The sequence below is a fragment of the Kitasatospora sp. NPDC088742 genome (assembly GCF_055584905.1).
Map to the genome: position 1 here is coordinate 34,184 of NZ_JBVJLD010000015.1, position 24,833 is coordinate 59,016.

The 24,833-nt window shown below is 75.1% G+C and carries 15 protein-coding genes; 10 read left to right on the plus strand and 5 right to left on the minus strand.

Translation table 11 applies throughout. From position 1 onward, the window contains the following. Positions 1-151 precede the first annotated feature (151 nt). On the plus strand, positions 152-3,199 hold the full coding sequence (locus ACZ6ZR_RS14580; protein ID WP_465642443.1) for an AfsR/SARP family transcriptional regulator: 3,048 nt from the start codon (positions 152-154) through the stop codon (positions 3,197-3,199). A 222-nt stretch (positions 3,200-3,421) separates the two neighbouring features. On the opposite strand, the gene lnt is transcribed toward ACZ6ZR_RS14580, so the two are convergent. Both lnt and ACZ6ZR_RS14590 read right to left on the minus strand, forming a co-directional pair. Next, positions 3,422-5,038 (minus strand): apolipoprotein N-acyltransferase, encoded by a 1,617-nt coding sequence (lnt, locus tag ACZ6ZR_RS14585; protein WP_465642444.1) that lies wholly within the window; start codon positions 5,036-5,038, stop codon positions 3,422-3,424. Between the two features lie 116 nt (positions 5,039-5,154). Next, entirely contained in the window at positions 5,155-6,168 is a 1,014-nt protein-coding gene (locus ACZ6ZR_RS14590) for a cation diffusion facilitator family transporter (protein WP_465642445.1), read from the minus strand. 197 nt (positions 6,169-6,365) lie between these two features. On the opposite strand from ACZ6ZR_RS14590, the gene ACZ6ZR_RS14595 reads away from it, so the two are divergent. Together ACZ6ZR_RS14595 and ACZ6ZR_RS14600 are read left to right on the plus strand one after the other, a co-directional pair. After that, positions 6,366-6,761 (plus strand): hypothetical protein, encoded by a 396-nt coding sequence (locus tag ACZ6ZR_RS14595; protein ID WP_465642446.1) that lies wholly within the window; start codon positions 6,366-6,368, stop codon positions 6,759-6,761. Positions 6,762-6,960: 199 nt separating this feature from the next. Beyond that, a complete protein-coding gene (locus tag ACZ6ZR_RS14600) occupies positions 6,961-7,629 on the plus strand; it encodes a DUF1775 domain-containing protein (RefSeq protein WP_465642447.1) in 669 nt (222 codons plus the stop codon). A gap of 195 nt (positions 7,630-7,824) precedes the next feature. Here ACZ6ZR_RS14600 and ACZ6ZR_RS14605 read toward each other — a convergent pair whose 3' ends face one another. Both ACZ6ZR_RS14605 and ACZ6ZR_RS14610 read right to left on the minus strand, forming a co-directional pair. Continuing rightward, positions 7,825-9,822, minus strand: coding sequence for a cytochrome P450 (locus tag ACZ6ZR_RS14605; RefSeq protein WP_465642448.1), 1,998 nt, complete (start codon positions 9,820-9,822; stop codon positions 7,825-7,827). A gap of 57 nt (positions 9,823-9,879) precedes the next feature. Beyond that, the gene (locus ACZ6ZR_RS14610) at positions 9,880-11,670 is read right to left on the minus strand and encodes a non-ribosomal peptide synthetase (RefSeq protein ID WP_465642449.1); all 1,791 of its coding nucleotides are present in this window, start codon (positions 11,668-11,670) and stop codon (positions 9,880-9,882) included. A gap of 200 nt (positions 11,671-11,870) precedes the next feature. Here ACZ6ZR_RS14610 and ACZ6ZR_RS14615 point away from each other — a divergent pair, with 200 nt between their 5' ends. From ACZ6ZR_RS14615 to ACZ6ZR_RS14640, 6 genes are all read left to right on the plus strand, one after another. Continuing rightward, positions 11,871-12,911 (plus strand): pyridoxal-phosphate dependent enzyme, encoded by a 1,041-nt coding sequence (locus tag ACZ6ZR_RS14615; RefSeq protein WP_465642450.1) that lies wholly within the window; start codon positions 11,871-11,873, stop codon positions 12,909-12,911. A 53-nt stretch (positions 12,912-12,964) separates the two neighbouring features. Then, positions 12,965-14,188, plus strand: coding sequence for an ATP-grasp domain-containing protein (locus ACZ6ZR_RS14620; protein WP_465642451.1), 1,224 nt, complete (start codon positions 12,965-12,967; stop codon positions 14,186-14,188). After that, positions 14,185-16,587, plus strand: a complete 2,403-nt coding sequence (locus ACZ6ZR_RS14625) for an MFS transporter (protein WP_465642452.1) — start codon at positions 14,185-14,187, stop codon at positions 16,585-16,587. The genes ACZ6ZR_RS14620 and ACZ6ZR_RS14625 overlap by 4 nt, the downstream gene beginning before the upstream one ends. A gap of 109 nt (positions 16,588-16,696) precedes the next feature. Beyond that, complete coding sequence (locus ACZ6ZR_RS14630; protein WP_465642453.1) at positions 16,697-17,704, plus strand: ATP-grasp domain-containing protein; 1,008 nt, start codon at positions 16,697-16,699, stop codon at positions 17,702-17,704. Next, positions 17,701-19,074 carry a hypothetical protein gene (locus ACZ6ZR_RS14635; RefSeq protein WP_465642454.1) on the plus strand — a complete coding sequence of 458 codons (1,374 nt, stop codon included), beginning with the start codon at positions 17,701-17,703 and terminating at the stop codon, positions 19,072-19,074. The genes ACZ6ZR_RS14630 and ACZ6ZR_RS14635 overlap by 4 nt, the downstream gene beginning before the upstream one ends. Positions 19,075-19,270: 196 nt before the next feature. Continuing rightward, entirely contained in the window at positions 19,271-19,723 is a 453-nt protein-coding gene (locus ACZ6ZR_RS14640) for a hypothetical protein (RefSeq protein ID WP_465642455.1), read from the plus strand. A gap of 374 nt (positions 19,724-20,097) precedes the next feature. Here the strand turns inward: ACZ6ZR_RS14640 and ACZ6ZR_RS14645 are convergent, their stop codons facing one another. Then, complete coding sequence (locus ACZ6ZR_RS14645) at positions 20,098-21,027, minus strand: hypothetical protein (RefSeq protein ID WP_465642456.1); 930 nt, start codon at positions 21,025-21,027, stop codon at positions 20,098-20,100. Between the two features lie 372 nt (positions 21,028-21,399). Here ACZ6ZR_RS14645 and ACZ6ZR_RS14650 point away from each other — a divergent pair, with 372 nt between their 5' ends. Continuing rightward, positions 21,400-24,780, plus strand: coding sequence for an FtsX-like permease family protein (locus ACZ6ZR_RS14650; RefSeq protein ID WP_465642457.1), 3,381 nt, complete (start codon positions 21,400-21,402; stop codon positions 24,778-24,780). The last annotated feature ends 53 nt before the right edge of the window (positions 24,781-24,833 follow it).

A 24,833-nucleotide genomic window follows, 5' to 3' on the forward strand; every position in this document is an offset into this window, starting at 1 on the left:
CTCGGACCTCGGGAAGTCTGTTCGGGGTGCTCGCGAGGGTTGTCGACGGGGTGTCACGATGCGGAGTTGGCAGGCGGACCGGAGCGGAGCGTACCGGAAGGGACGGGGCCCGATGATGGGTGAGCGACCGGCTTTCGGAGTGCTGGGACCGTTGGAGATCCGGTTCGGCGGAGCCGGGCTGCGGGTCGGCGGGCCGATCCCGGCCCGGGTGTTGACGATGCTGCTGCTGTCGCCGGGCCGGATGGTCCCCGTCAGCCGGCTGGTGGCGGCCGCCTGGGAGGAGGCCCCGCCCGCGACCGCCGCGCACCAGATCCGCAAGGCCGTGGCCGAGCTGCGCCAGCGGATCCCGGACGGCCCCACCCTGCTGCTGACCGACGGTCCCGGCTACCAGGCGCGGGTCGGGCAGGAGCAGTTGGACCTCAGCATGTTCACCCACCTGCTGCGGCAGGCCCGCGAGGCGCTCGACGCCGACCGGCTCCCGGAGACCGCCGACCGCCTGCGGGAGGCGCTGGCGCTCTGGCGCGGCCCGGTGATGGCCGGGCACGGCGGCTCGGTGATCGCGGCCGCCTCGGCCGTCCTGGAGGAGCGGCGGTTGGCCGCCGTGGGCCAGCTGCTCGACCTGCGGCTCACCCTCGGCGAGTCCGAGCAACTGGTCGGCGAATTACGTGAGTTGTGCGCCGAACACCCGCTCCGCGAGACCTTCCGCGGCCACCTGATGCTGGCCCTGCACCGCTCCGGCCGTCGGGCCGAGGCCCTCTCCGAGTACGCGGCCACCCGGACCCTGCTGGTCGAGGAGCTCGGCGTGGAGCCCGGCCAGCAGCTGAGCCGGCTGCACCAGTCCATCCTGCGCGGCAGCCCCGAACTGACGGTCGGCAGAAGGCCGGTGGAGCCGGTGGCCGCCCCGCCGCCGCAGCACCCGCAGCCGTCCGCGCCGGTGAGCGCAGCCGCCCCGGCGCCGTGCACCCTGCCGTACGATCTCGCCGACTTCACCGGCCGCGAGGCCGAACTCGCCCGCCTGACCGAGGGAGCGGGCCGTTCCGAGGGTGCCGTCCGCATCGTCACCGTGGACGGCATGGGCGGCAGCGGCAAGACCGCCCTGGTGGTGCGGGCCGCGCACCGGCTGGCACCGTCCTTCCCCGACGGACAGTTCTACTCCGACCTGCGCGGGTTCAGCCCCGGCGAGCGGCCCTGCGACCCGGCGGCGGTGCTCGGCACCCTGCTGCGCTGCCTCGGCGTGCCCGGCGAGCAGCTGCCGGAGGGCGTGGCCGCCCGCTCCGCGCTCTGGCGCTCGGCCCTGACGGGCCGTCGGGTGCTGCTGGTGCTGGACAACGCCGCCGACGCGGCCCAGGTCCGCCCGCTGCTCCCCGCCTCGGCCGGCTGCCGGGTCCTGGTCGCCAGCCGCCGGCGCCTGGTCGGCCTGGACGGGGCGGACGCGGTCTCCCTCGGCCTGCTCACCCCCGGCCAGAGCGCCGGCCTGCTCACCGCCACCCTCGGCGCCGCCCGTACCGGCCAGGACCCGGACGCCGTACGGGAGTTGGCCGAGCGCTGCGGACACCTGCCGCTGGCCCTGCGGATCGCCGCCGCCCGGCTGCGCAACCGCCCGCTGTGGACGGTCCGGCACCTCGCCGATCGCCTGGCCGACGAGTCCCGGCGGCTGGACGAACTCCGTTCGGGCGACCGCAGCGTGGAGCTCGCCGTCCGGCTCTCCTACGAGGCGATGGGGGAGCGGCACCGGCGCGCCCTGCGTCTGCTCGGCCGCTGCCCCGGCGGCGGGATCGACGTCCACGGGGCGGCGGCGCTGTTCGGGCTCGGGCCGCACCAGGCGGAGGACCTGCTGGAGCAGCTGATGGACAGTCATCTGGTCGAGCAGCACGAGCTCGGGAGGTATGCGCTGCACGACCTGGTGCGGCAGTTCGCGCAGCGGCTGGCCTCGCCCGAGGCGGCGGGCACCGAGGACGAGGAGGCCGCCGTCGAGCGGCTGCTGGACTACTACGTGGCTGCCGCCGAGGCCGCCTGCCGCACCCGCCACCCCGGGCATCCGACGGCGCTCGGGGTGGATGCACGGGACGGTGATCCCGTCGTCCACCTACCCGGACTGACCGACCCCGACCAGGCGGAGGAGTACCTCGACCGCGAGCAGAACGCCCTGCTCCCGGCGGCGGGGCTGGCCCTGCGGCTCGGCCGCCACCGGCACGCCGCCCGGCTGGCCCGCAGCCTGCTGGTCCACCTCGACTCCCGCAGCCGCCATGCCGACCACCACCTGGTCGCCGGTCTGGCGGTCGAGGCGGCCCGGCTCTCCGGCGACCGGCACGGGCTGCGGGCCGGACTGTCCGACCTGGCGGCGGTGCTCTGGCGGCTCGGCCGCTTCGCCGAAGGGGAGCGGGCCTCCGCCGAGGCGCTGGTGCTGGCCGGTGAACTCGCCGACCAGGAAGGTGAAGCGGCCGCGCTGCACCTCCTCGGGTTGATGCGGAGTGGCGAGGGGCGGCTGACGGAGGCGCTCGCCGGGCTGGAGCGTTCCGTGCGGCTCTTCGGCGACCTGGCCACGACGGGTCGTCAGGAACGGCGGGAGCACCTGGAACGGCAGGAGCGGCTTGCCTGCGGCACCCTCAGCACGGTGCGGCTCTGGCTCGGCGACCACCCCGGCGCGGTCGCGGCCGCCGAACGCGCCGTCCGGCTCGGCCGCGGCTTCGGCCCGGACGGCGAGGAGGTCACCGCACTCACCGACCTCGCCCTCGCCCGGCTGGCCGGCGGCGAACTGGCCGCCGCCCGGCAGGCGGTCGACCGCGCCCTGGACCGCGGCGACGAACGCCACCGCCCCGAGGACCTCGCCCTCGCCCACGCCGTCGCCGCCGACGTCCACCAACGCCTCGGCCGCACCGCCCACGCGGCCGCCTGCGCGGACCGGGCCGCCCAGCTGATCCGCGAACACGGCGCCGACGTCCGCCGCACCACCGTAGAGAACCTCCTCGGCGCGGTCGAACGCCGCATCGGCTCCCCCCGCCGCGCCCTCGCCCTCCACCGCAGCGCCCTCACCCGCGCCGAGGCCATCGGCTACCGCCTCGAAGCCGCCAACGCCCGCGCCGGCCTCGCCGCCGCCTGGCGCGCCCTCGGCGAACCCACCCGCGCCACCGCCCAACTCCGCATCGCCAACGCCCTCTTCGACACCATGTCGGTCCCCGAACACCGCCGGGCCGCTTGAGGGGCACCATACGGAACACGAAGTGCGACGCCCAGGACCTGCCCGCCGGAAGCGTCCTGGCGGAGGGCGTCGAGTGGTCGCGGCACCGGAGGCTGCCCGGGGAGGTCTCGGGCCGCGACCTCACCCCGGCGGAGCGGACGGTCCACCTCGTCAGAGAGTCCGACGCCCGGTGTGCCCGTGACCTGGTGCCGGGAACGGGCCACGGCACACCGGGACGGTCCGTCAGGCCGCGCCGCCACCCCGGCCGGTGCCGCGGCGCAGGAGGGCTGCGGTGCGGCGCAGGGGCGGGAGGAGGAGGGCGCCGGCGGTGAGGAGGGTGAGTAGGGCCTCGGGCCAGGGGTCGAGGTAGGCGGCGGGGGTGGTCGTGGTGCGGAGGGGGAGACGGTCGAGGAGGAAGGACTGGGACCAGGGGGTGGTGCGGGCGGTGGTGCGGCCGTCGGGGGTGATGGTGGCGCTGATGCCGGTGGTGGAGGCGAGGACCACGGAGCGGTCGTGTTCGACGGCGCGGACGCGGGCGATGGCGAGTTGTTGCAGGGGTTCGCCGAGGGAGCCGTCGCGCATGTAGGTGGCGTTGTTGGTCTGGACGGCGAGCAGGTTGGCGCCCGCGCCGACCGCGGCGCGGACCTGGGAGTCGTAGCCGACCTCGTAGCAGATGGAGTCGGCGAGGGTGACGGGCCCGACCCGGAAGAGGGCGGGGCCGGTGCCGGGGACGAAGTCACGGGGGATCAGCTGGAGGTCGCCGAGGCCGCCGAGGGTGTCGCGGAGCGGGATGTACTCGCCGAACGGCACCAGGTGCTGCTTGGCGTACCACTCGCCCGGGCCGCTGACGGGGCGCCAGAGCAGGCCGGCGTTGCGGATCCGGCCGTCCGGGCCGTCGAGGATGGCGCCGACCAGGACCGGGACGCCGAGGCGGTCGACGGCGCGGCCGATCTGGGAGGAGAGGAGGCGGTCCGGGCGGGGGTCGGTGTCGGTGGAGTTCTCCGGCCAGATCACCAGGTCGGGCTGGGGGAGCCGGCCGGAGCGGATGTCCTCGGTGAGGCGGTCGGTGGCCTCGACGTGATTGGCCGTCACCTGTCGGACCCGGGCCTGCTCGGCGAGGCTGCGCTCGCGCGGGACGTTGCCCTGGACGGCCGCCACGGTGGCGCTCGGACCGCCGGTGGCGGAGGGGAGAAGGAGGACCCCGGCGAGGGCGGTGGCCACGGTGGCGCCGAGGCCGGCCGCCGCGCGGAGCAGGGAGCGACGGAGGTGGCGGGCGGTGAGCAGCAGGGCCAGGCAGGCCGCGGTGAACGCGAGCAGCCCGCCGAGGCCCGGGGCGCCGAGGACGGACACCCAGCCGAGGGTCGGGGCGTCGGCCTGGCTGAAGGCCAGCCGCCCCCACGGGAACCCGCCGAGCGGGAAGCGCGAGCGCACCGCCTCGGCCGCCACCCACCAGCAGGCCAGCCAGAACGGGGCGCCGCGCAGCCGCCACAGGGCGGGCAGGCCGACCGAGAGCAGTCCCCAGAGCAGCGCCTGAGCCAGCGTCAGGCCGAGCCAGGGCGCGGCGCCGAGGTTGCGCAGCCAGAGCAGCATCGGCCCGAAGAAGGCCAGCCCGTAGGCGGTGCCCGCGAGGAAGGCCGTCCGTGCCCGGACGCCCCGGACGGAGGTCAGCAGCAGGGCAGGGCCGAGTACCGCGAGGGGCCAGAGGCCGAGCGGGGGGAAGGCGGCGGCGGTGAGGAGTCCGCCGAGCGGCGCGAGCAGGAGCCGCAGCCGTGCCGCTGCCCGTGGCCCGCGCCTCCCGGGAGGGGCGGCGGGGGCCACGGTCAAGTGCTCGGCGGTGGCGGCGGTGGCGGCGGTGGCCATGGTGGGTGGTTCTCCTCGCGCGTCGGGGCGGACGGGGACACCGCCCGCCGGGCACGCGACGGTCAGATGGGGACGTCCCGCTGCGCCGTGACGCAGCATCGCACGTGGACGACCGGTCAGTGCTCGTGGGGTCCGTCGTGGTGGACGGGGCCGTGCGGGTCGGCGCAGTGGCCGGCCGAGGGGCCGGGGGCCGCGGCCGTCAGGCTGAGGACCCGCTCGGACGCGTGGTCCACCTGGAGGGTGGTGTGGGTGATGCCGTGGTCGTGGGCGAGTTCGTGCTCCAGGTCACGGCGGACGGCGTGGCAGTCCTGGTCCGGGGCGACCAACACGTGGGCGGAGAGGGCGGGTTGGCCGGAGGTGATGGCCCAGACGTGGAGGTCGTGCACCTCGCTGACGCCGCGGTGGGAGGCGAGCGCGTCGCCGATCCGGTCCGGCTCCACCCCGGCCGGGGCGGCCTCCAGGAAGATCCGGCCCGACTCGCGCAGCAGGCCCCAGCCGGCCTTGAACATCAGCGTGACCACGATCAGCGTCACGATCGAGTCGGCCCGGGCCCAGCCGGTGGTGAGCACGATGACGCCGGAGACGGCGGTGGCGATGAAGCCGTAGAGGTCGTTGAGGATGTGCTGGTAGGCACCCTCGACGTTGAGCGAGCTCCGGTTGGCCTTGGAGATGCACCAGGCGGCGGCGATGTTGACCACGATCCCGGCCAGCGCGGTGACCACCACCAGTCCGCCCTCGACCTCCGGCGGGCTGATCAGCCGGGAGACCGCCTCGTAGGCGAGCCAGGCGCCGAGCAGGATCAGCGTCAACCCGTTGACCTGGGCGGAGAGGATCTCGGCCCGCTTGAGCCCGTAGGTGAAACCGCCCCGGGCCGGCCGGGCGGCCAGTCGCATCGCCACCAGGGCCAGCACGATCGAGAACGCGTCGGTGAGCATGTGCGCCGCGTCCGACAGCAGGGCGAGCGAGCCGGATATCAGGCCGATCGCCGTCTCGACCACCAGGAACACGGTGATCAGGGCGAGCGCGATGCCCAGCCAGCGGCGGTCCGCGTCGGCGGAGACCCCGTGCGAGTGCGCGCCGTGCCCAGCGCCATGGCTGTGGCCGTGGTCGTGCTCATGACCCTTCGTCATGTCCGTGCCCCCTCGTCCTCGTGTTCGGTGTGGTCGGTCGGAGGAAGTGAAACGTACCCCCGGGGGGTTGTGCAAAGGCTGCGCTGATGACGGTTTTCACCTCCGTTAAGACGTCTCTGACCTGCGGATATATCAGAGTTCGTGCAAGGTGACAGGTCTCGTGACGGAACCCCCTCCGCCCCTGTACCGTCGTGCGGGTGCGCACACCCGGAGGGCCTCCCGACGTCGGCGGACGGTTCGCCGGGGCCTGCCGCCGGGCCGTGCTGCTAGCCTTCGCCGCCGCGGTGCCGACGCTGATCGCGCACCACGTCGCCACCGCCGGGCACGGTGTACGGGCGGCCCCGGCGGTGGTGCTCGCCGCGCACGCCGTGGTCACCACCGTGCTCGCCGGGCTGCTGCACGCGCTCGACTCCCGGGGCCCGGCGCTGCGCAGGCTCGGCCGCCGGATCTGGCGGACGGTGCTGCGGCCCGTGACCGATCCGCCGCGCCCGTGGCCCGGCCCGGCCGGGTGCCCCCGGCGGGCGCCGAGCGGCGGCCGGACGCGGCGGCTGATGCTCGTCCACGCCCTGGTGCGCCGGGGGCCGCCGGCCTAGGGGGCCGGGGGAGCGCCGTCCGACGGACGGTCCCTCGGCATGCGTGACCGCGCGGCGCCCCGGACCGACCGGGCCGCCGCATCCCACCGTGCGTGTGAGAGCGAGCAGCTGAATGACCGTCAAGCGCAACCCTTCCCCGTCTCCTGTCGTGCGCCGTGGAGTAGCGGCCGTCCTTGCGGCCGGGGCTCTCCTGCTGGCCGTGGCCGGACCGGCGTCCGCCCATGCCGGGGTCAGTGCCTCCGACCCCCGGCGGCTGGCCGAGAACGTCACCGTGAGGTTCAAGTCCGAGGCCGAGTCCACGACGGCCGGGGTGACCAGCCTCCAGGTGGTCCTGCCCGAGGGCATCCCCGCGCAGAGCGTCAGCCTGAAGGCGGCTCCGACCGGCTGGGCCCTGACGGCGACGGAGAACGGCTACACCGTCGCCGGGCCCGCGCTGGAGATCGGTACCGACGCCGAGCACAGCATCGTGGTCCGCCAACTGCCGGACTCGGACGCGCTGGTGTTCAAGACCATCGAGACCTACGGCGACGGCAAGGTCTCCCGCTGGATCGCCCTTCCGGCCGACGCGGCCAAGTCCGACAACCCCGCGCCGGTGCTGAAGCTCCAGGCCGCCGCCCCCGGGGCCACGCCGGTGCCCGCAGCGCCCGTCGTCGCACCGACCCCGACCCCGACCCCGACCCCGACGCCGACGTCGACCGCCACCCCGAGCCCGGTCGTGACCCCGCCCCCGACGCCGACTCCGGTCGCGGCACCGGCGAAGGAGGACGGGGTGAGCACGGGAACGGTCGTGGTGGGAGTCGTCGCGGCGGCGGTGGTGATCGGCGGCGGTCTGTGGTGGGCCAGGCGGCGGGGCGCGGGCGGTTCCTGACCGCGCTGCGGTACGCCGACGGCCTGGCGGGTGCTCCCCGTGCCAGTAGGGGAGCCGACCGCCAGGCCGTCGGCGTCAGGAACGCTTCCGTCTCCACGATCCGCCGGGCCAGGGCCGCTGTCATCCGGCTCTCCGACGCTCTGTCAGGTCCGGTCAGGTCGCGGGCGGCACGACGTCAGGTCGTGAGCCATGCCGTCAGCTCAGCCGGAGCGGGAGGCGGCGCAGGCCGTTGACCACGATGGAGTCCAGGTACTCGGGCTCCCCGGCCAGCTCGGCCGACTCCACCTGGGCGCAGAACTCCCGCAGCACCGCGAGGATCTCCAGCTTGGCCAGCTGGGTGCCGACGCAGTAGTGCGGACCGGCGCCGAGCGCCAGGTGACGGTTCGGGGTGCGCCGCAGGTCGAAGGTGTCGGGGGCGTCGAACTGGGCGCCGTCCCGGGCGGCCGAGGTCAGCCAGCAGACCACCAACTCCCCGGCCCGGACGGTCCGTCCGCCGAGTTGGACGTCCCGGGTGGCGCGGCGCAGCAGGTGGGTGGCGCTGGAGGTCCAGCGCAGGATCTCCTCCACGGCGGCCGGGGCGAGGGCGTCGAAGTCGGTGCGCAGCGCGGCCCACTGCTCGGGGTGCTCCAGCAGGGCGAGCATCCCGCCGGACATCGCCAACCGGACGTTCTCGGTGCCGCCGACCAGCAGGTTGTCGCAGTTGAGCACCACGTCCTCCAGGGGCAGCAGTTCGCCGTCCCGCCGGAGCGTGGCGAGCACGCTGACCAGGTCGTCGCCGGGCTCGGCCCGGCGCTGCTCCACCAGGTCGGTGAAGTAGTCGAGGATCTGGAGGTGGGCGAGGCTGCGCTCCTCGGCGCTGCCGGCGCAGAACGCGTCGGTGGACCAGGCGACGATCGAGGGACGGTCCCGGTCCGGGATGTCGAGGAAGGCGCAGACCACGTCCAGCGGGACCCGGGCGGCCACCTCGGTGACGAAGTCGGCCTGCCCGGCGGCGAGCGCGGCGCCGACCGCGGCCTTGGCCGAGACGTCCAGGAAGCCGCCCAGGGTGCGCAGGTGGCGCGGGGCGAAGCGGTCGGCGATGGCGCCGCGCAGCAGGGAGTGCCGGGGCGGGTCGGAGAGGGCCAGGGTGCGGTCGCTGCCCGGGTCCTGACCCTGTGCCAGGGGGCGGAGCAGGATGCCGGAGGCCGAGCTGAAGGTCTCCGCGTCCCGGAGCACCTCGCGGATGTCCTCGTACCGGGTGAGCGACCAGAAGCCGGGGAAGAGGCCGGGCTCGTGCCAGCGCACCGGCTCCTGCTCGCGCATCCGGGCCCAGGTCTCGTACGGGTTGCCCTGACGGTAGGTCAGGCCGTCGGTGAGGGCGTCCGGTCCGAAGCCCATCGGGCAGCCGGAGGAGGCAGCGGCGGCGGGGACGGTGGCGGCGGACGCGCCCGGGAATGCGCTTTCCGGGACCGCCGTGCCCAGCGCGTCGGCCAGCAGCGTGACCGGGGGAGCGGTGCGCAGGTAGAAGTGGCCGCCTTCGGCGGTGACGGCGGTGAAGCGGCCGGAGGTGTGCTCGCGCCAGGCGGACTGCCCCCGGCGGATGCCGGGCACGTCCTCGCGGCCGGAGACCGCGATCACCGGGGCCCGGACGGTGCGGCCCACGTGCTCGCGGTAGTGGGCGACCAGCCGCAGGTCCTCCTTGATGTAGCCGAGCAGCAGTTCGAGCAGCTCGGCGTCCTCGCGGATCTCGGGGCTGAGCGGTTCGTAACCCTCCAGGTAGGCGAGCACGTCCTCGGTGGAGTGGAACGGGACCGGCGGGCGCAGCCCGGGGGCGGCGGCCGAGGAGACCACCAGCAGCGGCACCGGCACGCCGGCCGACTCCAGCCGGCGGGTGACCTCGAAGGCCAGGTAGGCGCCCATGCTGTGGCCGAACAGCACCGAGTAGCGGACCGGCCCGGCCAGCACCTCGGTGGCGATCTGGTCGGCGAGTTCGGTGAGGCCGTCCGGGGTGGGGTCGGCGATCCGGTCCTCGCGGCCGGGGTACTGGACGGCGTGCACCCGGGCGCCCTCGAAGAGGGACTGCCAGGGACGGAAGAAGGACGCGGAGCCGCCGGCGTGCGGGAAGCAGAGCACGGCCTGCCCGGCAGGCTCGCCGGAGGCGGTGTCGGAGGTGATCCGCCGAACGGCGCGGGTGGGGGAGGTGGTTGACGTCACGTCGGGCCCATCGGTAGCGCGGAAGGGGTGGCGGGCGCCCGGGAGGCGGAGCGGGTGTCAGACCCGGGAGAGCAGCTCGACCTGCTGGTCGAGGGTGGCGCAGCGGTACACGTCGGCGACACCGACCGGGTGGCCGGCGAGCTTGCCGAGCGCGCGGGTGAGCCGGAGCACGGTGAGCGAGTTGCCGCCGAGCTCGAAGAAGGTCTGCGGGCAGTCCTCGGCGACACCCGTGCCGAGCAGCTCGGCCCAGACCCGGGCCACCTGCCCGGCCAGGCCGTCCCCCACGGTGGACGGCGAGGACGGCGAGGACGCCGCCGGGGCCTCGGTCTCGGTCTCGGCCGGGAGCGAGGCGAGCAGCGCGGCCCGGTCCACCTTGTCGTGGGCGGTGCGCGGAAGGGCCGTCACGAACCGCACCCGGTCCGGGATCCCGGCCGGGCCGAGGGCGAGCGCGCCGGTGCGGCGGACCGACGCGGCGTCAGGGGCCTTGCCCGGCAGCGGCACCACGAAGGCGGCCAGGGTGGCGGTGGCGGCGTCGTAGGCGGCGGCGACCGCCTGGACCCCGGGGTGGGTGGCGAGCGCCTCCTCGACGGCCTCGATGGTGATCCGCACGCCGCGGACCTTCACCTCGTTGTCCACCCGGCCGAGGAACTCCAGGCCCTCCTGGTCCGTCCAGCGGCCCAGGTCGCCGGTGAGGTAGGCGCGGGTCACCCGCCCGCACGGGGCGGCCAGTTCGACGAAGACCTCGGCGGTGCGGCGGCGGTCGCCGACGTAGCCGCAGGCCACGCCCGGGCCGGAGACGGCGATCTGGCCGGTCTCGCCGGGGCCGACCGGCCGCAGCTGGTCGTCCAGCAGGTGCAGTTCGGTGCCGGGGATCGGGAAGCCGATGGTGGAGCGGGCCGGGGCGCGGTAGATCCGGTAGGTGGACCAGACGGTGCACTCGGTGGGGCCGTACTCGTTGGCCAGCGCCACTCCGGGCAGCAGGGCGAAGTGCTGCTCGATCACCGACTGCGGCAGCGCCTCGCCCGCGCTGACCAGGACCCGCAGGGTGGCCAACAGCTGGACGGCGTCCGGGTGTTGCCCCCAGGAGGCGAGCAGTTCGGCGTGGAAGCCCGGCACGGTGAGCAGGTGGGTGACGCCGTGACGGGCGATCAGGCCGAGCAGGGCGCCCGGGTCCCGGCGCTCCTCCTCGCCCGCCACCACCAAGGTGCCGCCGGCCGTCAGGGTGCCCCAGACCCCGGCCACCGAGGAGTCGAAGTGGAAGGGCGAGAGCAGTAGGAAGACCGGGGTGCCGAACTGCTGGTAGACCGCCAGGCGGGCGGAGTTGGAGGCGGTCAGGTTGGGATGGGAGACCTTGACGCCCTTGGGGCGGCCGGTGGAGCCCGAGGTGTGCAGGACGTAGGCCTCCTGGGAGGGCGTGGGCTCGGGGACCGGGGTGCCCGCCGGCAGCGGGTGGTGGAGCAGGGTGTCGGTGGCCGGGTCGGTGGTGAGCAGCAGTCCGGTGGAGGAGCGGATGTGGGCCAGGGCCTGCTCCGGGGCCTGCGGGTTGACCAGGACGGCGGAGCGGCCGCTCAGCCAGACGCCGAGCAGCTGGGCGACGGTCCGCTCGCTGCGGGAGGCCTGGACGCCGATCCGGCGGCTGCCCGGCCCGGCCGGGTGGGCCTCGACGGCGGCGGCGGTCTCCCGGGCGGCCCGCGCCAGGGCGCCGTAGTCGAGCGTCCGGTCACCGCAGATGACGGCCGGGCGGCCGGCGTGGCGCTCGGCCCGGCTCAGCACCGTGGCGGGGACGCGTTCGGTGTTCTCGGGCAGGGCCGGTCCGGCGGCGAGCACGAAGGGCTGATGAGTCGTCATGGCAGCAGAGCATCCGCGCCGCTTTCCCGTCCCGCTCCCGGCCCGCTCCGGGAACGGAACGGGAACCCGCCGGTACCCCGGGGAACCAACCTCCCCATGGCACCGGCTCCGGACGCCGTTCCCGCAGCACGTACGGGACGAGCGGGAGACGAGGGGGCGGGGCCGCGTAGGAGCAAGCCGAGCTGACGGGAAGGGAAACGGTGTACAAGTCTTTCGCCGAGAAGCTGTCCGAGCCGGACCTGATCGACCTGGGCGACGGCATCTTCGTGCTGCGCTTCGAGGTCATGAAGGTCACCTCCGTCTACGCCGCAGTGAAGGATCTGCTGGACCGGGGCGTGATCCGGCCGGGGCAGACCCTGGTGGACAGTTCGAGCGGCATCTACGGCCACGCGCTGGCGCTGGTCTGCCGCGAACTGGGGCTCAAGGCCCACGTCTTCGCCTCGGTCGCGGTGGACGCCGCGATCCGCACCCAGCTCAAGTACCTCGGTGCCACCTGGACCCAGGTGGCCTCCGGCGGGGACGGCGGCCTCCAGCACGACCAGGAGAGCCGGGTCCGGCTGGTGCACGAGTACATGAAGGAGCACCCGGACGCCTACTGGATGCAGCAGTACCACGACGACGTGCACTTCGTCGGCTACGAGCGGGTGGCCGCGATGCTGGTGAAGGAGCTCGGCTCGGCCGCCCTCACGCTGGTCGGCGGGGTCGGCACCGGCGCCTCCACGACCGCGATGAGCGGCTTCCTGCGCGGCGCGGTGGCCGACTTCCGGATGGTCGGCATCCAGCCCTTCGGCAGCCGCTCCTTCGGCGCCGAGGCGATACCGCTGGACGGCTTCATCATCGCGGGCATCGGCAGCGGCATCCGCTTCGGGAACATCCACCACGAGGCCTACGACGAGGTCCACTGGCTGAACTTCGACGTCGCGGCGGCCGGCTGCCGGAGCCTGCTGTCCACCACCGGCGTCTTCGCCGGGCTCTCCTCGGGCGCGGGCTGGCAGGTCTCCAAGTACCTGCGCGAGCGCTCGCCGGGCGGCGCCCCGATCGTCTTCCTGGCGCCCGACCCGGGGCACCGGTACGTGGAGAAGGTCTTCCCGCCGGAGGGCCCGGTCGAGCAGGACCCGCAGTACGCGCCGGCCGTGATCGAGGACCTGGCCGCGCTGACCGGCCCGTGGAGCGCGATGGACTGGGCCCGCCGCCCGTACGAGGTGCGCGACGAGCTGCCGCCGTACGTCCCGGCCCGCTGAAAGCGCTTTCCCGGTCCACCTGACACACCCTCATGCCGAGAGGCCAGCACACCATGACCAAGATCGCCGTCATCAACTACGGCCCGAAGAGCGACTACGCCGCCATGCTCCCCGAGGTGGCCGGCGCGCTGCACGTCTACAGCCACCACGAGCTGGCCGGCACCGAGGGCTTCGCCCACTACGAGTACGTGCCGGACTGCGAGTTCGTCCCGTACCCGGAGCTGATGATCCGTCGCTCCGCCGGGGACGGCGGCGCTCCGTTCACCCACGTGATCACCGACAACGAGTACGACCTGGAGCGCACCGCCCGGATCCGCCACGACCTGGGCATCCCGGGCCAGTCCCCGGAGAGCGCGCTGTCCTTCCGCGACAAGGAGGTGATGAAGCGCACGGCGGAGAAGACCGTGCCGGTGGCCCGCTACGCCCGCCTGGAGACGGTCACCGACCTGACCGACTTCATCGGTGCCACCGGGTACCCGGTGGTGGTCAAGCCGGTGAAGCAGGGAGGTTCGCGCGACATCGTCACCTTGTACGGCGACGAGGAGCTGGTCGGGTTCACCCGGCGGCACTGGCGCGACGACCTGATGGTGGAGCAGTTCGTCGAGGGCCCGATGTACCACGTGGACGCGGTCATCGCGCCCGGCTACCGCTTCGTCGCCTCCTCCCGCTACCTGCGCAGCTGCCTGGGCGTGCTCTCCGGGGAGAACAACGGCTCGCTCCAGCTGCACCCCGAGGAGGAGTTCGCGGCCCGGCTGGAGGAGTTCCTCGACCAGGTGCTGGACGCCTTCGAGACGCCCGAGGCAAGCGCTTACCACCTGGAGGTCTTCCACACCCCCGACGACCGGCTGGTGCTCTGCGAGATCGCCTCCCGGGTCGGAGGCAACCGCATCCCGTTCCTCACCAAGGCCACCTACGGGGTGGACCTGCACCGCACCTGGTTGCGCCAGTCGGTCGGCCTGCCGGTGCCCCCCGCCCCGGCGTCGGCGCCCGAGTACGTGCGCGGCTCGGTCTCGGTGGTCCCGCAGGGCCGCCCGGTCGGCGCCCCGCCCCGCCCGCCCTTCGAGTGGATCGACCACTACGAGGTGAACGCGGCGCTCGCCCCCGGCGCCAAGCCCGCCAACAGCACCTCGCACCTGTGCTTCGCCATCGTGCGCGGCGCCGACCTCGCCGAGGTCGAGCAGCGGGTGCTGGAGACCGAGGCCTGGCTGATGGCCAACCTGGTCGAGCCCGCTGACGGGCCGTCGGACGAGCCCGCCCCGGAGGTGACCGGCCCGTGACCACCTGGCGCCGCACCTCCGCGACCGGCCGCGCCCTGCTGCTGACGGTCCTGCTGACCGGGCTGACCACCTTCATGTTCCTCCCGCTGCTGGCCGTCCGGCTGGCCGCCCAGGGTCTGCCGACCGGTCAGATCGGCTTCCTGGTCGGCCTGCTGTCCTTCAGCAGCCAGGGCTTCTCCCTGGTCAGCGGCGCGGTGGTGGACCGGCTGCGGCCGCGGACGGTGCTCGGCGCCGGCTTCACCCTGCGGATCGCCGGGTACCTGCTGCTCGGCCTCGGGCTGGTCGGACCGGGCGGCCGGACGGTGCTGCCCGCCCTGCTGGCCGGGATCGTCTCGGTCGGCGTCGGCGGCTCGCTGCTCGGCCTGTCGATCAAGACCCGGCTGGTCCGCGAGGCGGGCGAGGCCCCGCGCGAGATGCTGGCGCTGCGCTCCACCGTCGTCAACGTCGGCGTGGTGGCCGGCCCGGCGCTCGGTGCGGCGGTCTACCCGCTCGGCTTCGGCTGGATCCTGGCCGCCTGCATCACCTCGCACCTGCTGCTCGGCCTCTACCTGACGGCCCGTGACCAGCAGCCGGTGCACAAGGGCGGCCCGGCCCCGGCGGCGGCCGCCGAGACCCCGGAGACGCCCGCCGCCGCCCGGGCCCGGCGCCGCCAGTGGGTGCCGCTGCTGCTGGTCGGCACCGCCTACTGGGCGCTCTACAGCCAGCTCAACGTGGTGCTGCCGATCACCGCCGAGCGCCTCACCGGCACCCCCGCCGCGATCACCGCGGTCTTCACCGTCAACGGCGTGCTCTGCGTGCTCTTCCAGTACGGCCTGCTGCGGCACGTCTTCGGCCGGGTCTCCTCCCGCACCCTGCTGGTGCTCGGCTTCCTCTCCTTCGCCGCCGCCTACCTGGTCTTCGTCCCGCTCGGCGGCTGGCCCGCGCTGCTGGTCTTCGTGCTGCCGGTCACCCTGGCCGAGATGCTGGTCTCGCCCAGCCTGGACGAGCAGGCGGTCAAGGCCGTCTCGGCCCGCCGCACCGGTCTGGCCCTCGGCGCGATGAGCGGGGCGGGCGCGCTGGGCAGCCTGCTCGGCGCCGGCGGCGGCGGGCTGCTGCTGCAGACCCTGGGCGAGGGCACCGGGACCTGGCTCGTCGTCAGCTCGGTGGCGGCCCTGGCCGCGGCCACCGCCCTCCTCCTACCGAAAGGCTCCGGGACGATGCCCGAGACCCTGCCCACCGCCGTGCTGCTCGGCCCCCGCGACACGGTGATCGCCGCCGCCGAGTCCCTCGGCCTGGCCGTCGTGGTGGTGGACGACCCCACCCAGCCGAGGCCCCCGGCCACCGACTGGCCGGTCATCGAGACCGCCTGGACCGTCTCCAAGGACGAACTGGTGGCCAGGCTGCGGGAGTTCTCCTTCCCCGGGCCGGTCAGCTGCTTCGGGTTCGGCGAGCTGGGCTCGGGCGTCTCGGCCGAGGTCAACCAGGAGCTCGGCTGGACGGGCAACCCGCCCGAGGCGCTGGCCGCGTTCAAGGACAAGGCCCGGCTGCGCGCCCTGGTCGGGGACCGGGCCGGCAAGCCGGTGGCGCACGTGCTCGGCCGCACCCCCGCCGAACTGGCCGCCGGGATCGAGCGGATCGGCCTGCCCTGCGTGGTCAAGCCGGTGGACGGCAGCGGCAGCGCCGGTGTGCGGCTGCTGGCCGACCGGGAGGACGCCACCGCCTTCCTGCGCGAGGCGCGGGAGGCCGGGGCCGGGCCGCACCTGGTCGAGGAGTACCTGACCGGCCCCGAGTACAGCGTGGAGGCGGTCAGCGTGGCCGGCCGCCACCGGATCGTCGCGGTGACCGAGAAGCGGACCACCGGCGCCCCGCAGTTCGTGGAGACCGGCCACACCCTCCCGGTCCGCCTCCCGGAGGCGGAGAACGCCGCCGTCTCCGCCCTGGTCCGGGCCACCCTGGACGCCGCCGGCTACCGCTACGGCCCCTCGCACACCGAGCTGATCCTCACCGGTGACGGCCCCCGGCTGGTCGAGTCGCACGGCCGCCCGGGTGGCGACCGGATCAGCGACATGCAGCAACTCGCCCTCGGCGAGGACGTGTTCGCCCTCGCCATGGCCGCCGTCTTCGGCCTGCCGCTGCCCGCCGGGCACCGCAGGACCCGGGTGGCCGGGATCCGCTACGTCACCTTCGACGGCACCCTCCCGATGCCCGAGACCAGCACCGAGCTGGTCGCCTCGCTGCCCGGGGTGGCGGAGGTGCACATCACCGTCCCGGTCGGCCAGCTGCCCTCGCCGATCCTCAAGTCCGGTGACCGGCACGGCTTCGTGCTGGCCGTCGCCGACACCCGGGACGAGCTGGAGGCGCGGCTGGACTGCGCCGTCCGCACCCTCACCGCCAAGGCGGTGGCCGGCGCCCGCGCCTGAGCACCCGTCAGCCCCAGCTCTCCCCGCCCGCAGCCCCTCCACCGCAGCCCCTCCACCGCAGCCCCTCCACCGCAGCCCCGCAGCCCGCACAGAGAGGTCCGTGTACCCCGTGTCCTACAAGATCCTGATCCTGGTGTCCGAGGCGTCCACCGTCGAGCTCAACAACCACTCGATCATCCCCAGCGCGCTGCACCGCGAGGGCCACGAGGTGCACGTCGGCGACATCGACACCCTGAACGTGCACGAGAACGTGGTCGTGGTGGACCGGGTGCGGCTCACCGAGGAGTTCGCGGCCGGCGGCGAGTTCCCCGCGCTCACCAGGGCCTACTCCTCCGCCGAGGAGTTCGACCTGGTCTGGGTGCTCACCGGTACCCACCCCGAGTCCGGCGACGACTCCTTCCGCCTGCTCTGGCTGCTCAACCAGCGGGTGCCGTTCGTCAACGACGCCACCGCGCTGTTCTACCTCAACACCAAGATCAACCTGGGTGCGATCGTGCCGCCGGAGCACCTCCCGGTCAGCTACGTCACCAACGACTTCGACTACCTCAACGAGCTGGTCGACTCCGACGGCGAGCGCTCCTGGGTGGTCAAGCCCACCAGCGACGGCTGCGGCGCCGACGTCTACGTGGTCAACCGCACCGACCGCAACCGCTCCGCCGTGCTCTCCTCCGCCACCGGCAACGCGGCCTCCCGGTACGGCCGTTACGGCCGCGACGTGATCGGCATGGCCAAGCGCCACACCGCCGTCCAGGAGTACATCCCGAACGTCCGGGAGAACGAGAAGCGCGTCATCATCATCGGCGACCAGCCCGTGGTCGGCTTCAACCGCCACCACCCGGAGAACGACCACCGCTCCAACGCCACCCTCGGCGCGCGGTTCTCCCGGCTCGAACTCACCGAGGAGGAAGAGGCGTTGGTCCGCCGGCTGGGCCGCCGGATGATGGAGCAGGGCATCTACTACTCCGGCATCGACCTCGCCTACCCGTACGTCATCGAGGTCAACATGGTGAACCCCGGCGGCCTCAGCTACCACAAGCGGGCCACCGGGGAGGACAAGTCCTCCGAGGCGGTCAACACCCTGCTGGCGGTCCTGCGCGACTCCGGGAAGCTGAAGTGACCGCCTACTGGCCCGGATCGGCGCCGCTGGTGGCCTGGGACGGGCTGGACCCGAGGGCGGTGGCCGGCTGGAAGCAGTACGCGGCCACGGGCGCGGCGGAGGCCGACGGCGCCGTCTTCGCCGAACGGCTGCACCGGCCCGGCTGGGTGCACACCTACCCGCCGCAGATCCTCACCGGCGAGGCCGTCACGGCGGCCGAGACCACCGCGCTGCGGCTGGCCGAGCTGATCACCGGCTTCCCCGAGCGGGCCTTCGGCGGGGACCGCTCCGCCTGGCTCGCCCACCTCGGACTGCCGTCCGTGGAGGCGGAGTTGATCGCCGAGGCGCTGGACCACCCGCACCTGGCCAAGGTGGCCACCGCCTTCATGCGGCCCGACCTGGTGGTCAGCGAGAACGGCCTCAAGCTGGTCGAGCTCAACGTGGCCGTCTCGCTCGGCGGCCTGAGCACCTGCGCCCCCTACGCGGCGGCCGCCGCCGACTCCGGCTACGCGCGCTACCTGGCCGGGCAGGGCCTGCGGCTGCACGGCACCGACACCTCGCGGATCTGGCTGGAGGTCTTCGGCTCGCTGCTGCGCACCACCGGCGACGGCCCGCTGCACGTCTTCGAGGCGGCGGCCAACCCCGCCGACCTGGCCGGCGGGCGCCGGTTCTTCGCCGACATGATCCGCTCGGCCGGCTACCGGATCAGCTCCGGCCTGGTCCACGACCTCGAACTCTCCGACGAGGGCGTGAGCTTCGGCGGCGAGCGGGTGCACGCCGTCTTCACCGGCTACACCTGGGACGAGACCCGGCGCTTCGTGCCGCCCGCGCTCACCCGGCGCCTGATGCAGCTGGACGCCGCCGGGAAGGTCGACTTCATCGGCTCGCCGGCCGCCGCCCTCTACGACAACAAGGCCAACCTGGCGCTGCTCTTCGACCCCCGCTTCACCGCTCTCCTCTCCACCGAGGAACGGGAGCTGGTCCGGGCCCACGTCCCGGAGACCAGGGTGCTGGACGCCGCCACCCTGGAGTGGGCGCTGGCCGAGCGGGCCAGGCTGGTCTGCAAGCCCACCGCCGCCTACGGCGGCAAGGACATCGCCTTCGGCCTGGTCCACTCCGACGCCGCCTGGGCAGAGGAGCTGCACCGCCGCGTGGCAGCGCCCGGTGAGCGCCACGTCCTCCAGCGCCGCGAGGCCCCGGCCCGCCTCACCCTGCCGGGCACCGCCACCGCCGAACGCGAACTCGTGCTCGCCCCCCTGCTGTTCGGCGGCCGCCCGGCCGGCATCTTCGTCCGGCACGCCCCGCCCAAGCCCGACTCCGCCATCAACGCCTCCAGCGGAGCCGAGGCCGCCGGAGCCCTCACCATCCGCCGCACCACACCCCTGGGCTGACCGCGCGTCAGTCCTCCCCCCGCTCCGGGGCCCCGGTCGGCTGGTGGCCGGGGCCCCGGGCGTACGCCGTCCGGGTGCGGTGGCGGGTCCGCACGGTGTGGTGTGCGGGGAGGGCCGGGCCCGGCGGCGGATAGCTCTGTGGACGGACTGGTCGTCGTGCAGGGGAGTGCGGATGCGGGCGTGGTGGTGGCGGGCGGTGACGACCGTCGTGGTGTGCGCGACGGCGACCGGGACGGCGGTGGCCGAGGCCGGGGCACCGCAGGCCGGGGAGCGGCCCGAGGGGCTGGAAGTGGTGCACGTCTCGGTGGACCGGGTCCGCGAGCACGGGATCACCACCGTCCGGGCGCTGATCGCCAACCACGGTCCGGAGGCGGTGGGTTCGGACTTCACAGCCACCGTGCGGGTGCCGCTGAGGGCACTGGCCACCGGTACGTACTTCCCGCGCAACTGCCACCTGGCGCAGGCGGAGCTGAGCCGCTCCTTCCGCGGCGGCCTGCCGCTGCTGCGGACCGCGACGGTGCTGATCCCCGTCCGGCTGGCGGAGGACGTCCGTGACGGCGAGCGGCTGGAGGGCGGTCTGGTCACGGTGGCCGACCCCGACCGGCCCGGCCGTCTCCACAGCCGGGCGTTCTCGATCGACGTCGGCTGAGCCCGCCGCCCTCCCTCAACACCCCTGGAACGGAGCACCGTTGTCCCTGCCCCGCCGCGCAGCCGTGGCCGCCGTGACCCTGCTGCTGCCACTGCTCCCCGCCACCGGGGCCGCCGCCGCGCCGCCGGTGCGCCAGCAGAGCCTGACCCCGCAGCGGGCCGTCCCCGGCACGCCGGTGGCGGCCACCCTCACCGTCCGCTCCACGAGCTGCCTCACGGTGGACGAACTGGGCGTCGGGGTACGGGACTCGGCGGAGAATCCTCAACCTCTCCATCGACGCCGGTGCCTGGCACCCCGCCCCCGACGGTCCGACCCCCATCGTCCTGAACGCCGACCACCTCAGGGTCTGGCGGCCGGCCGCCGGTTGAGCGGCGTCAGCTGAGGGCGCCCCGGGTGTCCGCCTGGATCTTCAGGGCGGCCAGCCACTGCCGGCAGTTGTCGCACGGGATGCGCTTCTCCCAGGAGCGGGCGTCCGGCGTCCGGCCCCGGGCGTCCATCGCGGCGATCCAACCGCCGGGGTGGGTGGGCTGGTTGCCGGTGAAGGCGGCGAGCGCCTGGGCCTCGGTGGCGTAGCCCTGGGCCACCACGAAGGCGTCCAGCGCGTGCACCTCGGCGCATCCGGTGGGGGTCCACTTCTCCAGCCGGTCCACCCGGTGCGCCACCAGGTCGTAGGTGGCCTGGCTGACCCGGGACCCGTCGTTGTGGCCGCGGTAGGCCCGGCCGCCGAGCACCAGGATGGCCTTGACGGCGGCGTGGTCCCCGTTGGGGGCCTTGCGGCCGAGGGTCTCCGACAGTTCGTCCTGGAGGATCTCGGCGTCGGTGCGCGGAGCGGGCGGCGGCGGGGCGGTGCGCACCCGCGGCTGCTGGGCCGCCAGCGTCGCGGCGTCCTGGGCGGCGAGCACGACGGCCAGCCGCTGCCGCAGGTCCTGGTAGGCCCGTGCGGCGTCCAGCCCCTCGCCCCTGGACCAGGTGCGGACGGCGGTGCGCGCGTCCTGCGGCGCCAGCCGCTCGTGGCCCTCGGTCACCCGGCGGATCTCCCGGGAGAGCGCCTGGAGGTGTTGGCGGAGGGTGTCCGGCAGGCTGTCCTCGTTGAGGAGCCTGTCCTGCCCGAGCTCGATCAGCGCCCGCTGGGCGATGCCGCCGATCAGCGCGAGCTCGGCCAGCGCCTCGGCGTCGGTGACCTGCTGCGGTGCGGCGCCAGGCTGGGCCGGCGGGCGGCGCAGGTACTCCTTCTGGTCCTCCGTCAGGCCGCGCAGGACGCTCTGGAGGTTGGTGGTGGGATCGGGTCGGGGGTCACGGTACACGGCTTCCTCCCACGGATCGCTCGGACCTGGGACGGTACCGAGCTCCGCCCGTCCGGCGCCGGACTTCGCGGTGTCAATGGGCCGTTGTGACCGGCCGGCGGCGGAGGGGGCGCCCATGGGCAGAGGTGGGGGCCGCTGGTGCGGTCCGGAGGTTCCCGCGCGTACGGGGCCGCGGTGACCGCTCGGGCAGGTGTGGGATGGCCGTTCGGCACCGCCCCCGCCGACATGCTGCCGCCTTCTCCGGGAAGCCCTGCCCAAGGGCCGGATTGGTACAGACCACCGGGTGATCGCTGTGATAGAACGTCAGCTCCGTGCAGGGGGGGATCACCCGGCACGTGCCCCTCCGCCGTGGAGGGCGGCGAGGGGAGTTGGATGGCACTGACGGGGGTCGGGCGCCGCGTCGCGCAGCACGGTCTGGTGCTGGCCTCGGCGGCCGTGAGCATTCTGGTGGCGGTGGCCGTGCTGGCCTCGGTGACCGGACTGGCCGGGGCGGCCGCCACGGTCGGGGTGCGCGAGCGGCTCGCCCGGGACACCGCCAACTCGGTGGAGGTCGACGCCCGCTGGAACGCGCAGGGCCTGCCCGCCGCCGACCGGGCGGTGCGGGCCGCGCTGGCCCGGGTGATGGGCGGCACCCCGTTCCGCACCGAGACCGCGGTGCGCGCCGTCGGCGCCCTCGACCTCCAACTCCCGCCCGCCGGACGGCGGCAGGCCACCGAGACCACCCTCCCCGGGCTCCCGGTCGCCCTCCCCGATCCCGGCCGGCACGCCCGGCTGCGCAGCGGCGCCTGGCCCTCGGCGGCCGGCGGGGCCGGGCTGCGGGTGGCGCTCCCCGAGAGCGCCGCCGACCGGCTCGGCCTGGACACCGGCGGCACGGCGACCGTCCGCGACCCGGTCTCCGGCGGCCCGCTCCCGCTCACCGTGACCGGCGTCTACCGGCCCGACCCGGAGGCCGCCGCGATCTGGTACCACCTCGGCGGCGCCGACCGCGATGCCCCGGAACTCCTGATCGCCGACCCCGCCCAGCTCACCACCCTGCCCGCCTTCGCCGACCGCACCCTGGCCGTCTGGCTGGCCCAGCCGGACACCGGCGGGCTCACCCTGACCGGCCTGGCCGGGCTGCGCGACCGGGTGGCCGCCTTCGCCGGATCGAGCACCGCGCGGTCGGTCTACCGGGGCGGCACCCCCGCGCTGGCCGAGACCCGGGTGCGCAGTGAGTTCCCCGGCGCCGTCGACCGCGAGGCCGTCCCCGCCCTGAAGTCCCGGGCCGAGGCCGCCGTCCCGCTCGCGCTGCTGGCGGCCCTGGCGGCCCTGGTCCTGATCCTGACGGCCCGTCGGCTGGCCGACTCGCTCGCCGCCGAACGGGCCCTGCGGCACTCCCGGGGCGCCGGGGCGGCCCGGCTGCTGCTCACCTCGGCCGCCGAGTGGGCGCTGGCCGCCGTCCCGGCCGCGGCCGTCGGGCTGCTGCTCGCCGGCCCGCTGCTCTCCGCCGTGCTGCGCGCCTCAGTGCTGCGCGCCTCCGGGGCGCACGGCGCCGAGAGTGCCGAGCCGGCGGCGGCGCTGGCCGCCCTGGCGGCGGACGGCGCTCGGACGGCCTGGTGGGCCGCCGGGTTCGCGCTGCTGGTGCACGGCGGGGCCCTGCTGCTGCCGCTGGCGGTGCAGCTGGCCGGCCCGGCCCGCCGGTGGGCCGCGCGGCGGGGCGGCTCGCGCCGTCTCGGCCTGCAGAGGGCCGGGGTGGACCTGGCGCTGCTGGTCCCGGCGGTGCTCGGGTTCCTCCAACTGCGCCACTACCAAGGGCTGGTGGCCCGCCGGCCGGGGGGCGGCCTCGATGCCGGGGTGGACCCGGTGCTGGTCTTCGCACCCATGGTGATGGCGGTGGCCGGAGCGGTCCTGATGCTCCGCCTGTTCCCGCTGGCCGGGCGGCTGCTGGAGCGGGCCGCCCGCCGCAGCCGGGGCCTGGTCCTGCCGCTCGGCGCCTGGCAGTTGAGCCGGGAGAGCGGACGGCAGGCCGTGCCGGTGCTGGCCACGGTGCTCGCGGTGGCCTGCGGCAGCCTGGCCGCCGGAGTGCTGGGCGCGCTGCCCGCCGGGGACCGGGACCAGGCCGCCTTCGCGGTCGGCGCCGACCTGCGGCTGACCGGGGTGTCCGGTCCGGTGACGCAGCGTCAGGCGGCGCTGGCCGCGCTCCCGGGCGTCACGGGGGTGACCCCGGTCGCGGAGCGGCCGGCCTACGTGGGCGGCACGGTCGTGCAGACCGTCGCCGTGGACACCTCCTCCGCCGTGGCCCACGGGCTGCCGCTGCTCCGCGCCGACCAGGCCGGCCGTCCGGCCGCTGAGCTCCTGGCCCCGCTGATCCCGGCGCCCGGTGGGGCTGGGTCGGTCGGCGGCCTGCCCCTACCGGGTCGTCCCACCGGACTCGAGGTGACCGTCCAGGCCACCGCGGGCCGCCCGTTCTCCGGCACCGAGCTGTCCCTCTGGATCCAGGACGCCAACGGACTGACGGAGCGTCTGACCGCCCCGTTTCCCGCCGACGGCCGCCCGCACACCCTGACCGTCCCGCTCGCCGACAGTGAGCGCAGGGCCCACCCCCTGACGGTCAGCCGCCTCGGTGTCCACTTCCCGGCCGACCTGGAGGCGCGCACCACCCTGGAGGTGAGCGTGCCCCGGATCAGCGCGGCCGGCCCTGCCACGGGCGCGGCGCTGGCGCTTCCGCAGGGGAGCAGCTGGTACCGCTCCGGTACGGCCTTCGGGGAGCCCGTGGTGGTCGGCTGCCCCGGTGCGAAGGGCAGCACGAGCAAGTACTCGGTTGGCTTCCCGGAGGACGCGTGGGCCACCGCCTGTACGTGGTGGGGCGGCGATGACGAGCTGCTGCACACGGTGCTGCGCTCCCAGGACCCCACCGCGAAGACGGACCAGGCCAACCGCGACGCGGTCTTCGTGGTGCTGCCCGGTACCGGTCCCGATACCGCCAGGCCCACCCTCCCCGCCGTCGCCGACCGGGCGCTGCTGTCCACGCTGGGCGCGGCCGTCGGCGACACCGTCCAACTGGGCTGGGAGCAGGGATCGCTGAGCGTCCAGCAGGTGCGGATCACCGCGGCCGTCGACGCCCTGCCCGGCGACCAACGGGACCGGGGGCATCTGCTCCTCGACCTGCGCGCGCTGGCCGCCGCCCGCGCGGCGGCCGGCCTGGCGCCGCCCGGCGACAGCCGCTGGTGGCTGCGGAGCTCGGACCCGGCGGCCACCCGGGCCGCCGCCGGGCAGCGGGGTGAACTCGGCCGGGTGGAGAGCGCCCTGACGGTGGCCGAGGGACTGCGCGACGACTCCTTCCGGGCCGGGCTGCGCGGCGCCTGGCTGCTGGTGCTGGCCACCGCGCCGCTGTTCGCGGTGACGGCGCTGACCCTGCACACGGTGGGCGCGGCCCGGGCCAGGCGGCGCGAGTTCGCGGTGCTGCGCGCCCTCGGGGTGCGGAGCTCCGAACTGGTCGGGCTGCTGCGCGCCGAACAGGTGGCGGTGACGGCCCTGCCCGTCCTGCTCGGCGGGCTGCTGGGACTGCTGCTCACCGGGCTGCTGCCGCTGCTGGTGCTGGACGACGCGGCCGGACCGCTCTACCCGGCGCTGCTGGTGGCGCCGGGCCGGCCCGCCGCCCTGGTCACGGCCCTGGGGAGCGGGGTGCTGCTGACGCTCGCGGTGCTGGTGCTCACCCGGCTGCTGGCCAAGGTGGACCTGGTCAGGGTGCTGAGGGCGGGGGAGGACGGATGAGCGACAGGGGCGCGGGCGGGGCGGGCGGCCGGCTGATGTGGACGGACGGAGTG